The sequence below is a fragment of the Octadecabacter dasysiphoniae genome (assembly GCF_021532615.1).
GTDB classification, from domain to species: domain Bacteria; phylum Pseudomonadota; class Alphaproteobacteria; order Rhodobacterales; family Rhodobacteraceae; genus Octadecabacter; species Octadecabacter dasysiphoniae.
In genome coordinates this window covers 153364-167404 of the sequence record NZ_JAKGAQ010000003.1, presented here as the reverse complement: position 1 = coordinate 167404, position 14041 = coordinate 153364, and the positions used below count along the sequence as shown (strand labels likewise).

Here is a 14041-nt window from a genome sequence, read left to right as displayed (position 1 = left end):
AAAATGATAATTTGATTGGTGACGCGCCAACATGTGATGGTTGTTCGTGAACCTGGGGGCGCGCATGACATCAAGACTGACATCACATTCCGATTTGGTCGCCGCGTCCGCTATCGATGTGCGGGCGGCAATCCGCGACGGGTCCTACACGGGCCATACGGCTGGGCTGGCGGCGGGCAAACTCCAATGCAATCTTGCGATTTTGCCGGAACGATTTGCCCTCGATTTCTTGCGATTTTGCCAGCGTAACCCCAAACCCTGCCCGATTGTTGGCGTTGGCGATACAGGCAAACCAAACCTGCCGACCCTTGGCCATGACATTGATATTCGCACAGACGTATCAAAATACCGCGTGTTTCGAAATGGCGCGCTCAGCGAAGAGGTCACCGACATTGCGGATGTTTGGGCCGATGATCTTGTGACTGTTGCGCTTGGCTGTTCGTTCACGTTCGAAAATGCGCTTTTGCGCGAAGGTATCCCTGTGCGCCACATCGAAAAGGGGCTGAACGTCCCGATGTATCGCACGAACATTGATCTGGTCCCCGCGGGTCGGTTTGGCGGCCAAATGGTTGTGACCATGCGCCCCGTGCCCGAGGCGCAAGTTGCACAAGCCCACGACATCAGCCGTCGTTTTCCGCAGGCGCACGGTGCCCCAATCGCAACGGGCGACCCTGCACAGATCGGCATTTCAGACCTGTCGCAACCCGACTGGGGTGACGCGGTTGAGGTCCGAAACGGCGAAGTGCCCGTCTATTGGGCCTGTGGCGTGACCCCCCAGAACGTTCTGCTGGATGCGGGCCTGCCAATCTGCATCACGCACTCGCCCGGTCATATGTTGATCGCGGACGTGGCCGAGGACGCAGAGACAACAATTCTAAAAACAGAAAAAACCACCAACTAGGAGACTAAAATCATGAAACGCACCCTATCCATTCTTGCCGCCACAACGGCGCTCGCGGTTCCCGCATTCGCGGAAGACCTGTCCGTTGTTGGCAGCTGGTCCAGCCTGCCCTTGCACAACCAGTACGAAGTGCCGTTCTGGACAATGACATTGCCCGAAGCATCCGGTGGCAAGATCAATGTCGAACTTACAACACACAACCAGATGAGCCTTGGTTTGGGCGATGTCTATCCGCTGCTCGGCCAAGGCGTTTATGATGTGGCGATGACCGTGGGCGATTATGCCGTTTCTGATGCTCCCGAACTCGAAGGGCTCGACGTGCCGCTTCTTGCTCTGACAGCCGACGATGCGCGCGCCATGGTCGATGCGGCCCGCCCGATGGTGGACGACATTTTCCGTGATCGTTTCAACAGCCAGGTTCTGGCGGTCGCGCCCTACCCGCCGCAAGTCGTGTTCTGCAACAGCGAGATCGGCAGCCTTGCCGACCTTGAGGGCCTGAAGGTGCGCGCATCCGGCCGCATGACAGCACTTCTCCTCGAAGCGCTGGGTGCTGAGGGCGTGAATGTGTCCTTTGCCGAAGTTCCGGGTGCATTGCAAAACGGCGTTGTCGATTGCGCTGTGACCGGTGCCGGTTCGGGTTACAGCGCTGGCTGGTGGGAAGTATCCACGCACCTGTTGCCGATCCCCCTTGGGGGCTGGGACCCTGTTGTCACCGCCATGAACCTCGACAAGTGGAACAGTCTTGATGCAGAAACGCAGGCGTTGATCTCGTCCGAGATTGTCACCGGTTTCGAAGACCTTGCCTGGGCCAGCGCGCAAGATGCTTTGGTCAACGACGTGGCCTGCCTGACCGGAAACGGTGAATGCCAAACGGGTGAAGCGCGTTCCATGACACTGGTTGAGGTCAGCGACGAAGACTTCGCACGCGCCCGTGACTTGCTGACCTCCGAAGTGCTGCCAGACTGGGCGGAACGGTCAGGCGAGGATTGGGCCGCGCGCTGGAACGAAAGCGTCGGCCAAGTTGTCGGTGTCACGATCGAGTAACCTTCAAAAAAGTGGACGTGCCGAACATGGAACTCAAGATGATACAGACACTTCGGGCTCTCAACCGCAAAGTAGCCCTGCTGGTCGGCTTTGGATTGCTCGCCTGTGCAGCCTTCGTGCTGACAGATATCATCATGCGCCGGTTCGGCACGTCGCTGGGCGGCACCGAGGAAATCGCGGGCTATGCTATGGCCCTCGCCACATCCTGGGGCATGTCTTACACACTTCTTGAACTTGGCCACGTGCGCATCGATCTGGTGCGCACGCGGTTCAAAACCTTCGGCAGGGCCCTGTTCGACGTCTTTTCCATGATCGTTATGACAGGCGTGATTATCACGATCGCAATCAAGGCGTGGCCAGTCGTGGCCCATTCGCTGACCAATGGATCACGGGCGAACACACCACTGGAAACGCCCCTCGTCTGGGTTCAGTTTCCGTGGTTCGCAGGCTGGGTCTGGTTTGCCATCATGTCGACCCTTACGACGTTGTGCGCGCTTGGTCTCTTGCTCAAACGTCGCCACACAGAAACCGAAAGCATCATCGGTGCCTTCGCTGAACAGGACACTTTGCAATGATCCCCTTCGTCTCCGTCGGCCTTCTGGCGTTGCTGGCGCTGTCCATTCCTGTCGGCATTGTACTGTTCTTGCTGGGCTTTGGCATCGATGCCTTCTTTTCCGGCTTTCCGCTGATCCGGGGCTTGGGCAATATGGTCTGGTCGTCGTCCAATTCAGCAACGCTGATCGCAATCCCGTTCTTTGTGCTGCTGGGTGAAATCCTCGTGCGCAGCGGCGTTGCAACCCGCACCTACGCTGCACTTGACCGCTGGGTGTCGTGGCTGCCGGGTGGGTTGGTGCACGCTAATATCGCGACCGCGACAATGTTTTCGGCCACCTCCGGGTCATCCGTCGCCACAGCTGCTACGGTGGCCACGGTTGCCATGCCGCAAGCCGAAAAGCTGGGGTATGATCCGAAATTATTCTCAGGCGCAATCGCCGCTGGCGGCACGCTTGGCATCATGATCCCGCCATCCATTAATCTGATCGTTTACGGGTTTCTGACCCAGTCTTCGATCCCGCAGCTGTTTCTTGCAGGGCTTATTCCAGGCATCGCACTGGCACTGATGTTCATGCTCGTTACAGTGATCATCTGCCTGATCCGGCCTGATCTTGGCGGTTTGCGCCGCACGTTCCCGATTGCGCAGATGTTGCGGGCACTGATCGATTTGATCCCGATCATTATCCTTTTCGCGATGATTGTCGGGTCCATCTATCGCGGTTGGGCCACCCCCACCGAAGCGGCCGCTGTCGGTGTTGCGGGTGCATTCTTGATCGCCTTCGCGTTCGGCGGAATCTCATGGGACATGCTCACCCAAAGCCTGACAGGGACGGTCAAGATCACATCGATGATCATGCTGATTGTCATAGGCGCATCATTCCTGAACTTCACGCTGGCCTCTGCCGGACTGGGCCGCGAATTGACCGCGTTCATGGAAGGTCTGGGCCTGTCACCGCTTGGTTTCATCCTCGTGGTTGTGGTGCTCTATATCGTGCTCGGATTTTTTATCGAAACCCTGTCGCTGATGGTTGTAACAATCCCCATCATCGTGCCCATGGTTCTCGTGCAGGGGTATGACGTAATCTGGTTTGGTATCCTGATGATCGTGCTGATCGAAATGGCGCTTATCACGCCGCCCGTCGGGCTGAACCTTTATGTGGTGCAAGGGGCGCGTAAATCTGGCAGTTTGAACGAGGTGATGCTGGGCGCATTGCCCTACTGCCTAACGATGTTGGCGATGGCGTTCCTCTTGATCGCATTTCCGAACATTGCTCTCTTCTTGCCGACCTACCTTCAATAGGACCGAGATATGCGTATCGACCTCAACTCTGATCTAGGCGAAGGCTTTGGGCCTTGGAACATGGGCAACGACGCACAGATGCTGTCTATCGTGACGTCGGCCAACATCGCCTGCGGCGGCCATGCCAGCGACCCCGAAACGATGTTTCGAACGCTTGAACTTGCGCGCGATAACGGGGTCTGTGTCGGCGCTCACCCCGGCTACAACGACCTGATCGGTTTCGGGCGGCGCGTGATCCCCATGTCCCCGGCCGAAATCGGCAGGATGTGTGCCGCCCAAATCGGCGCATTGATCGGTATTGCCGCGCAAGTCGGCGTGCCCGTCACATATGTAAAGCCGCACGGCGCCCTTGGAAATCTAGCGGCGCGCGATCGCGATGTCGCCGATGCCATCGTCACGGCTGTGCAAAAGATTGACCCTGAACTGGCCATCCTTGCGATTTCTGGCACACAAAGCGAACACGCCGCCCGTGCTGCAAACGCGCCGGTGTTTTCTGAAATATTCGCAGATCGCGGGTATCTGTCCTCTGGGCAACTTGTCCCCCGCGACCAAGACGGCGCAATGATCCACGACGCGGCCGCGGCGGCGGATCGTCTGGTTTCGTTTCTTGAAAGCGGCCTTATGCCAGTCATCGATGGCGATCCGATTAAGCTCGCTGCGCAGTCTATCTGTGTGCACGGCGACACTGCGGGTGCGGTGGATATGGCCCGCGAAATCCGCACAAGACTTACAGCCCAAGGCGTTCAAATCGCCAGTTTTGCGCGTCAGTAAGGCCCATGATGGAACCGCAGTTCAAGGCCATTGCTGATCACGCGGTGTTGGTGACATTTGCCAAAGACGTCAGTGAAGAAGCCCACAACAGCGTCATCGCACTGGACAACGCGATTGCCGCTGACACGCCCGTTGGTGTGATTGAAACGGTGCCCGCTTTGGTGAACCTTTTAGTCTCTTTCGATCCCATCATGACGGATCACATAACCATCGAGGAACATATCCGAAAATGCCTCAATGGTTTGAAAACAAAAGTAATAACAGGTGTTCAGCGGCATATTCAGGTGTGCTACGAGGCGTCGTTCGCACCGGACTTGGGCGCCGTCGCATCCGCGACTGGGCTTTCGAAAGATGCAGTTATTAATGCGCATCTGGCAGGCGATTACCACGTTTTGATGTACGGTTTTTCACCGGGCTACGCTTATTTGTCGGGCGTGGCAGAACAGATCCAAGTGCCGCGAAAACCCGCTCCGGTTCGTGACGTTCCGGCAGGCAGCGTCATCATCGCTGGCCCTCAATGCCTCATAACGACACTCACCATGCCAACAGGTTGGTCGATCATCGGCCGTTCACCCAACGCGATCTTCACGGGCGATCCGACCCACCCTTTCCTGTTCGATGTCGGGGATAATGTGACTTTTGAACGGATCGACCTCGCAACGTTTGAGAGTTCCAACAGGAAAATCGATCATGGCTGACGCGGTGTTTTCTGTTTCATTCGCCGGGCCGCTGGTCACGGTTCAGGATGCGGGCCGTCCTGGAAATATGCGATACGGCGTGTCGGCCTCTGGCCCGATGGATCGATTGGCCTATGACGCCGCCAACGCGGCCCTCGGCAATCCGCAGGGGTCCACTGCGATTGAAATATCCCTTGGCGGCTTGATGTTGCAGTGCAAAGAAGGTGCCGTCACCCTTGCCATTACGGGCGGTGATTTTGTCGTCGAACACGGGACGCAAAAAACCAGTTCCTGGACGGTCCTGACGATCAGCAAAGGTGAAAGGATTGCGATCCGCGCCGGTCGGGCGGGAAGTTGGGCATATCTCGCATTTGCGGGGTGTGTCGTGTCAAAGGATTGGCTCCAAAGTCAGGCGACACATTCGACATCGGGTTTTGGCGGTGGTGCTGTGCAGGCGGGGCACTCCCTGACAATTTCTGACGCCACTATTTGTGACGATCGTCTGGGCGAAATAGTACAGCCAGATTTCACGTCTGACGGCCCTATCCGCATCGTAACCGGCCCCCAAGACCATCATTTTTCCGAAGGCGCCACAGAACGGCTTGTGACCGAAACCTACCAAGTCACGGATGCGTATGACCGCATGGGAATGCGTCTGAGCGGCCCATTGTTGGAATTGGACGGTGCGCTGTCCATTCCTTCGGAACCAATTGTGCGCGGATCGATCCAGGTGTCTGGCGACGGGGTTCCAACTGTGCTCCTCGCGGATCATCAAACCACAGGTGGGTATCCGAAAATTGCCACCGTCATCTCTTGCGACACAGACAGATTGGCGCAATTTCGGGCAGGACAGTCTTTGCGCTTCACATCGATTTCAAGTCCCCAAGCGATTGACGACGTAAGAACCTTCTTGACCCAGAAAACCCAATATCTACGGGACATTTCTGTGCCCCGTGGCTCATTGGCGCAGCGGTTGATGCGTGAAAACCTCATACACGGCTGCGTGTTCGACTAAGTGCCATTTTGATGCTTCGCACGCCTATCGTCACACGACCACAAGCGTTGAGGCACAGCTTCACCCTTTGACGGGAACTTACATTTGACAGCTGTGCCAGCCCCCTTGGCCGCCATGGCATGTTAAGGGAAATCAACAATCCCTAACGATAGCCACGCCCAAATGCCCTATTTTGCGAAAAACCGATTACGCAGATGACGGTGTTGGGCTGTGTACACCCCGACCGTTGACGGTATTTGGCAGACACGGCAATCTATCGCAGACTCGCCCCGTCAAGAACTGGACCTCTCACTTTGGGACCTTCAGAAGAGAACTTCGCATTCATCGTCGAAGACGGCTTTACCATGCAGGCGTTTTCATCTGCGATAGAAGTCCTGCGCGTTGCGCAAAAACTGGGTGCCGGAAATTCCACCTCTTACTGCGTCGCGTCTTTGGATGATGGCCCCGTTGCGGCGTCCAACGGCATCGAAATACTTCCGACATGTGAAATCGACCGACTACCGATAAATGCGACCCGGGTGATCGTGGCAGGTGCGGGGGCGGCGCGCCGTGCGAACAGCGAAATGATCAAACGGCTTCGGCGTTGGGCCCGGGCAGGACAATCAATCTGGGCGATTTCGTCTGGTGTTGTCCGGCTCGCGCAGGCGGGCCTGATTGATGGCCGCACTGTTTGTGCACATTGGGAAGACGTGCCCTATCTTAAGGAAAACCACCCCAAAGTCGACGTTTCTACGTCTCTGTTCATCATGGACACAAAGCATTCTACCTGTTCGGGTGGCGGTGCCGCAGCTGATTTGATGTTGAAATATGTTCACGACAATTGCCCCGATGGCATGGTCGAAGACATCGCGTCCTGCCTGATGATGGAAGGCGTACGCGACGGCAAATTAAAGCAAACATATCCCGCGCAGCTTCGATACGTCACGGCCAACAGACAGGTTTTCGCGGCGATCCAATTGATGGAAGCAAATCGTTTTGATGCTTTGTCATTGTTTGAAATTGCCCGCCGGTCTGGCGTGTCTCAACGTCAGTTAGAACGGCTATTCCAATCCGAATTCCAAAAGACGCCCGGCGCGATATACAAAGAACTGCGCATGTCCGAGGCCCGCCAAGAGGTCCTGATGGGGCGCAGGTCTATCGCCGATATTGCCCTGGATTTCGGGTTTGAACCTGCGCAATTTTCCAAAGTCTACCGCAAGGTTTTTGGTGTTCTGCCGTCCGCAGACAGAAGATAGGCGTTTGCGTTCGTCGCAATGCATCCACGCTGACGTCGATATCTGCCCGTTGCATCCAACCAAATGCCCCTATCGTAAGGCCTAATGCGGGTGCTGTCCCATCGTGTCCGTGGCCTTATGAAAAGTGAAATACCATGACCACACATGCACGGATTATTATCATCGGCGGCGGCATTGTCGGCACCTCGACGCTGTATCATCTCGCCAAAGCAGGTGAAAAAGATGCGTTGTTATTGGAACGGCGTCAGCTGACGGCAGGGGCCACTTGGCACGCGGCTGGCAACGTCCACACCCAAAGCGCTTATGCAAATCTGTCCGCGCTTCAGGCCTATTCCCTGCGCCTTTATGACGGCCTCGCCGAAGAAGTCGGGCAAGAGGTCGGAAGCCATATCGTTGGCGGATTCTTCCTTGCGCAGACCAAGGAACGGATGGAGGAATTCAAGCACCTCGCCGGTAAATTCCGCAGTATAGGGCTTGAGTATGATCTGGTGACGCCTGACGAAATCAAAGCAAAATATCCGCTGTTGAATGTGTCCGATCTGGAAGGCGGCGCGTGGGACCCCGAAGAAGGCTATGTTGATCCCTATTCCGTCACGATGGGTCTGGCCGCGGGTGCGCGCAAATACGGCGGCAAAATCAAACAGAACTGCCAAGTTGACAGCATCACACGCCTGCCGTCTGGCCAATGGCGGCTGACCGCGAACGACGAGGTATTTGAGTGCGAAACCATCGTGAATTGCGCCGGATTCTGGGCCCGCGAAGTCGCCGAAATGGTCGGCACAACCGTGCCCATCACTAATATGGAACACCAGTATTTGGTGACCGACACGATGCCAGAGGTCGCCGCACTTGGCTATGAATTGCCAATGATCCGTGATTGCGACAGCCAGTATTACCTGCGCCAAGAAGGCCAAGGCCTGTTGCTCGGCCCATGGGAACAAAACTGCCGGACAGCGTGGAGCAAAGGCCGCGCGCCGTGGTCGTTTGGACAAGAGTTATTCGAGGATGATTGGGACCGGCTTGGCGATGGATTAGCATCAATCTTTCACCGGGTTCCAGCCTTGGACTCTGCGGGCATCAAACGCGGCGTGAACGGCGCGATCAGCTTTGCCCCCGATGGCCGCCCGATGATCGGCCCCATGCCCGGCGTGCCGAATTTCTTTGTGGCCTGCGGGTTCCTTGGCGGGATTGCACAGGGCGGCGGCATTGGCCTCGCGATGAGCCAATGGATCCTTGAGGGAGAAACCGAGCTCGATCTGCATTTCATCGACGTGGCCCGATTTGGCGATTGGACCACCCGCGAATTTGCCCGCGAACGCACCCACGAAATCCTGCCGATCCGCTACGAGCTGATCTACCCCGGCATTGAACGCAAAACCGGGCGACCTTTGAAAACAACGCCGATTTACAATGACTTGCTGTCGCACGGCGCGGTGATGGGGCAAGCCTACGGTTGGGAACGTCCGCTGTGGTACGCGCCAAACGGTGAGGTCGATGAGCCGAGTTTTCAGCGCCCCAACTGGTGGGACCACGTCGGCCGCGAGGCTACGGCAATGGCAGCGGGCTGCGGTCTGTCGGACATGTCGAGCTACGGGAAATTCCGGATTTCCGGCCCCGATGCGCAGGCGTTCTTAGACCATATCGGATCAGCCAAAGTACCGTCAAAACCGGGCAAGGTGGCGTTATTGCTGATGCTGAACGAACGCGGCGGGATCGTCGGTGATATCACGATCGAAAACTCTGATGATGGCAGTTTCTACTGCGTCGGCGCGACGATGGGCGTCGCTTTGTATCAACGCTGGATGGAGGATCATGCGGGCGATTTCGCTGTCTCAATCGAAAATATAACCGACCAGTTCGCCGCCATCGGGATCGCTGGTCCAAAATCGCGGGCCTTGTTGAACACACTGTCCGCCGACGATTTTGACGACTTTCCGTTCATGTCCTCAAAACAAATCGACATCGGGCGCGTGCGCTGCACTGCAATCCGTATTTCGTTTTCAGGCGAACTCGGGTGGGAATTGCACTGCCCGATGTTGAACCAGAAGGCGCTGTTCGACGCATTGATGACCGAGGGCAAAAACCACGATCTGATCTTGATGGGTGGACGTGCCATGGGAATGTTGCGGATCGAAAAAGGCTATCGCAGCTGGGGCGCAGAAATGACGACCGAGGTCACACCACATGCCGCTGGGTTGCAGCGGTTCTGCTCAAAAACCAAAGACTACATCGGCCGCTCTGTGGTCGACAGGCAGCGCGATATTGCGCCCGCAAAAGTCTTCGTCACGGTCGAAGTCGACGCCAACGCGCCGCCTTGCTGGGGGACAGAACCTGTCCTGAAAGACGGGCAATTGATCGGGTATGTCACGTCGGGCGGTATGGGCTGGCGGTGCGGAAAAATGCTTGCGGTGTGTTGGATTGATGCAAAGCATCGCACAATTGGCGGTGCACTGGACCTACAGGTTTTGGGCCAAATCTATTTAGCGAAAGTGCTGGCAGACCCCGTTTTTGACCCCAACAATCAACATCTATTGGGTTAAGCAACGAAAACCATGCTGCCCGCCGCGTCATGCCCTGTGCCAGCCAGCCCCGCTGATTTTTACCCACGGCCACGGCCTTTTTGTCGGCCTCTGGCAATTCGAAAAGCACCTTAGGGGCCGCAAACACCTGCTCTATCGGGGTAGGATCGATCCCGTGATTTGCGATGTAAAAGAACCCGTGATCCGTCGCGGCGCCCCAGATCGCACCGGACACGTTGATAACAGGGACCGTTTTGACATCCGTTGATTAGGCTTTTGCAAAATCTGTTGTCACAACAATATCCGTCAAGAATTCAGATGATCAGGATTGATCGTTCCCGGGCGTGCGGCCTCTATAAGGGTCAGAATATCTGTGATCGGCAGATCCGTCTGTGCGGCGAGCACGGATTTATAAGGCGGCAGATTGGTGCATTCCAACAGGATATGTTTGTGATGGGGTTGGCGACTGGCCGCGACAAGCTCACCAATTTCGCGACCCGCCCGGGCGGCGTCTAGTGCTGTCAGGTTTTGGGCAATGACCTTGCGTAGATGCGAACCGCGAGGCAATCCGATGACGTCGGTTTGGTACATTCCGAAATGGGCGGTGTTCAGGCTTTCGGCGTCAAAGGTCACGGTCAGGATGTCTTGGGGCGCGTAGCGTGCGCACAGATCCGGCAAAGCAACCAACGCCGAACTGATAAAAGGCTTGTCAGTCAGCTGAGAAAGATGCGCCTGCCAATACGACAAAAATCCGCAGGACGTGACAATCACATCACCACGTGCCTGCGCAATCGCCTCTTCAAACGGCGCAATCGGAATCGCCGCGGGATCATTGCTAACGATCTGGCCCACGCTGGCACCGGACACCCGCAAAATCTCGATATCGCCAAGATAGGTCGCCGGACTGGCGACATCCCCTGCAATACGTGGGAAATCGGTGTCGAGTTGTAGAACAGTGACCAGAGGCGGCATGTCTACTGCCTGATATTCTCGGGCAGCCATGTCGCCAATTGCGGAAATGCGACCAGCAGCACGATCATGACCAACATCAGCCCCACCATGGGCAGCGCCACCTTCGAGATATAGCCGATCTCGTGGCGGGTCATGCCCTGCAATACGAACAGGTTAAACCCGATGGGCGGTGTGACCTGCGCCATTTCCACAACGACCACGATGAAGATACCAAACCAGATCGGGTCGATGCCGGCTTGTCGGATCATCGGTTCAACAATGGCCATGGTCAGCACAACGGACGAAATACCGTCCAAAAACATGCCAAGGATGATGTAGAACACCGTCAGCGCGGCGATGAGAGTAATCGGGGACAAATCCAACCCATCAATGTAGGCCGCCAATGCGCGGGGCAATCCGGTAAAACCCATCGACAGCGACAGGAACGCCGCCCCCATCAGGATCAACGCGATCATCGCCGATGTGCGCGTGGCCCCCATGAGGCTTTCAAAGAAAGTGCTCAAGCTCAGCGAACGTTGGAACATCGCCAGCGTCAGGGCCCCCAGCACCCCGACGGCTGCTGCTTCGGTCGCAGTGGCCCAGCCAAAATACATTGATCCGATGACCGCAAAAACGAGGCATAAGACAGGGATAAGAAAACGACTTTCGGCCAGCATCGTACCAAAGCTGATGCTTGGTTCAGGTTCGGGACGCTGGTCGGGGCGCAGGAAATGCCAGGCCACGATGTAGGACATAAACAACGCCGCCAACACAAGGCCCGGAATGATGCCCGCCATAAACAGTTTAATGATGCTTTCATTGATCGACACGCCGTAAACGATCAGTGTCAGCGACGGCGGGATCATCAGCCCCAACGTCGCCGCCCCTGCCAATGTGCCCACGATCATGTATTCTGGATAGCCCCGTTTGCGCAGCTCTGGGATCGACATTTTGCCAACAGTCGTAAGGGTCGCCGCCGATGACCCCGATACAGCCGCAAATATCGTACAGCCTGCGACATTGGTGTGCAGCAATCCACCGGGCAGCCAGCGCATCCACGGGGCCAACCCGCGAAACATATCTTGCGATAATCGTGTTCGATAAAGGATTTCACCCATCCAGATGAACAGCGGCAAAGCCGTGAGCGTCCAAGACGATGAACTCGTCCAGATCGTGGTGATCATCGCATCCCCAGCCGGGCGCGTGGTGAACAGCTCCATGCCGACAAAGGCAACGCCCATCAGGGCAAGGCCGATCCAAATAGAAGACCCAAGCAGCGTGAACAGAACGAGAAGGAAAACGATTGTTGCATAGGCTTCGGTCATTCTACGGCCTCCGACACAATGGGGTTCACGCCGGTCACCAGCATCCGGTACAGCGTATCCCACAGCGCAACGGCCAGCAAAATGGTACCAATGGACATGGCCAATTGCGGAATCCAGACGGGGGTATAAACCAGTATGCGACTGCCCTCCGCCACGGCTGCGAAATCCAGCTGGAACAACGCGACCAGCCATTCAGGAAGTTGGTCTTGCCCTTGCGTGCGGTCGTTCAGCATTTCGGAAAAGAAATTCGCCTTCACGGCGTAGCGTGCAAAATAGGTGGCAATGATAGCAGCCCCGAACACGGCGAACCGGTCCAGCCATTTGCGCAGAAAATCATTGGTGTTCAGGATAATCGACACGCGGATATGCGCCCCGCGCGTCAAGGCATGGCACAGCGCAAAGAACGATGTCGCGGCCATGGCGTAGCCTGCAAATTCGGTGGTTCCCGGCACCGCGACACTTGTCCAGCGCGCGACCATGCCGACAACAATCAGCGTCAGGATCATGATCATAAAGAACCCGGCAATGACGCCACTGGCAACGTAGACCCCGTCCAATACACGCCACACCGGGCGCAACATGCGTTCAAGTCGTGGCCCCGCGATCAGACACAAAACGCCCACTAAGCTGGGCAGGACAAAGAGCCAGACCCAAGACGGGCGACCAGTCACGCATGCAAGGTACTCATTTCTAGTATAAAAACGGGCCAGCCCACACGTGTGCAGGCTGGCCCTTTGATCTTAGTTTGCGTTGTACGCGTCAAGGATCGCCTGGCCGTCCGCACCGGCTGTTTCAAGCCAATCGGCAGTCATCTGCGCCCCAATCGCCTCCAACTCCGCAAGAAATTCGGGACCAGCGTCCTGAACGGTCATGCCGTTGCTTTCAAGCTCTTGAAAGTAGAAATCGGACAGCTCAGCAGATTTGGCGGCACAGGATGCGGATGTCTCATCGGCGGCCTTCTGGATGCCCGCCTGAACGTCTGCGTCCAGACCGTCCCACACTTGCGTGTTCACCATCACATAGTTGCGCGGCAACCATGCGTTGACCTTGTAGTAGTGGGACAGATGTTCCCACACCTGACGGTCATAGCCAGTTGAACCCGATGAAATGAACGCAGATGCAACACCAGTGGCCAGCGCCTGGCTCAGTTCTGCTGCTTCGATCTGCACAGGGATCATCCCCAGTTCTTCCGCAAAGGTCGCCGTGGCCGAATTGTACGAGCGGAACTTGATGCCTTGCGTATCAGCCGATGAATTCACTTCTTGATCGAAGTAGAAACCCTGACCAGGCCATGGGCACGTATAAAGCGCGACGAGGTTAAGGTCAGCCAACTGCGCGTTGACCGTGTCACGGGCTGCCTGCCAAAGACGCTCGTTGTCGTCATAGCTTGTCGCGATGAATGGCAGGTTGTCTCACCCCAAAAGCGGCGCTTCGTTGGCATGTGCAGACATGAACCGCTCACCGATCGGCACTTGGCCTGTCTGGACAGCGCGCTTGATGTCGCCACCGCCAAACAACGACCCGCCCGGGTGGACTGTGATGTCGATCGCGCCGTCTGTGTAGTCGCGCACAAGGTCTGCAAAGATCACGCCATGTTCAGAATGGAAATTTGTGGCCGCATAGGCCATCGGCATGTCCCAGGATTGGGCGTGGCCGTCTGCGATTGCAGATGTTGCCATCAATGCGCCGAACGCAGTTGCGGATACTGTTTTAAGAAAAGTCATTTATGTCCTCCAAGACGGCAACGC

Annotated in this window: 12 protein-coding genes and 2 pseudogenes; 9 read left to right on the top strand and 5 right to left on the bottom strand. The window is 56.6% G+C overall.

Annotated elements, in window-relative coordinates; translation table 11 throughout:
* Positions 1-64: 64 nt before the first annotated feature.
* From L0664_RS13155 to L0664_RS13115, 9 genes are all read left to right on the top strand, one after another.
* Positions 65-901 carry a putative hydro-lyase gene (locus L0664_RS13155; protein ID WP_235226342.1) on the top strand — a complete coding sequence of 279 codons (837 nt, stop codon included), beginning with the start codon at positions 65-67 and terminating at the stop codon, positions 899-901.
* 12 nt (positions 902-913) lie between these two features.
* Complete coding sequence (locus L0664_RS13150) at positions 914-1945, top strand: TRAP transporter substrate-binding protein (protein WP_235226341.1); 1032 nt, start codon at positions 914-916, stop codon at positions 1943-1945.
* Positions 1946-1983: 38 nt separating this feature from the next.
* Positions 1984-2520 (top strand): TRAP transporter small permease subunit, encoded by a 537-nt coding sequence (locus tag L0664_RS13145; protein ID WP_418888033.1) that lies wholly within the window; start codon positions 1984-1986, stop codon positions 2518-2520.
* On the top strand, positions 2517-3800 hold the full coding sequence (locus L0664_RS13140) for a TRAP transporter large permease (protein ID WP_235226339.1): 1284 nt from the start codon (positions 2517-2519) through the stop codon (positions 3798-3800). The genes L0664_RS13145 and L0664_RS13140 overlap by 4 nt, the downstream gene beginning before the upstream one ends.
* A gap of 9 nt (positions 3801-3809) precedes the next feature.
* A complete protein-coding gene (locus tag L0664_RS13135) occupies positions 3810-4571 on the top strand; it encodes a LamB/YcsF family protein (protein WP_235226338.1) in 762 nt (253 codons plus the stop codon).
* Positions 4572-4576: 5 nt separating this feature from the next.
* Positions 4577-5269, top strand: coding sequence for a 5-oxoprolinase subunit B family protein (locus tag L0664_RS13130; RefSeq protein ID WP_336247109.1), 693 nt, complete (start codon positions 4577-4579; stop codon positions 5267-5269).
* The gene (locus tag L0664_RS13125; RefSeq protein ID WP_235226337.1) at positions 5262-6263 is read left to right on the top strand and encodes a 5-oxoprolinase subunit C family protein; all 1002 of its coding nucleotides are present in this window, start codon (positions 5262-5264) and stop codon (positions 6261-6263) included. The genes L0664_RS13130 and L0664_RS13125 overlap by 8 nt, the downstream gene beginning before the upstream one ends.
* A gap of 293 nt (positions 6264-6556) precedes the next feature.
* Complete coding sequence (locus L0664_RS13120) at positions 6557-7498, top strand: GlxA family transcriptional regulator (RefSeq protein WP_235226336.1); 942 nt, start codon at positions 6557-6559, stop codon at positions 7496-7498.
* A gap of 134 nt (positions 7499-7632) precedes the next feature.
* Positions 7633-10038, top strand: a complete 2406-nt coding sequence (locus L0664_RS13115) for a GcvT family protein (RefSeq protein WP_235226335.1) — start codon at positions 7633-7635, stop codon at positions 10036-10038.
* Positions 10039-10075: 37 nt separating this feature from the next.
* On the opposite strand, the pseudogene L0664_RS13110 reads toward L0664_RS13115, so the two are convergent.
* The 5 genes and pseudogenes from L0664_RS13110 to L0664_RS13090 form a co-directional block, all read right to left on the bottom strand.
* Positions 10076-10252 (bottom strand): annotated as a pseudogene (locus L0664_RS13110) (2-oxoglutarate and iron-dependent oxygenase domain-containing protein); the annotation flags it as partial.
* 71 nt (positions 10253-10323) lie between these two features.
* Complete coding sequence (locus L0664_RS13105) at positions 10324-10989, bottom strand: aspartate/glutamate racemase family protein (protein ID WP_235226334.1); 666 nt, start codon at positions 10987-10989, stop codon at positions 10324-10326.
* Positions 10990-10991: 2 nt separating this feature from the next.
* Entirely contained in the window at positions 10992-12293 is a 1302-nt protein-coding gene (locus L0664_RS13100) for a TRAP transporter large permease (protein ID WP_235226333.1), read from the bottom strand.
* Entirely contained in the window at positions 12290-12964 is a 675-nt protein-coding gene (locus L0664_RS13095) for a TRAP transporter small permease (protein WP_235226332.1), read from the bottom strand. Before L0664_RS13095 ends, L0664_RS13100 begins: the two co-directional genes overlap by 4 nt.
* A gap of 69 nt (positions 12965-13033) precedes the next feature.
* Positions 13034-14017: pseudogene (locus L0664_RS13090) on the bottom strand (TRAP transporter substrate-binding protein).
* Positions 14018-14041: the final 24 nt, after the last annotated feature.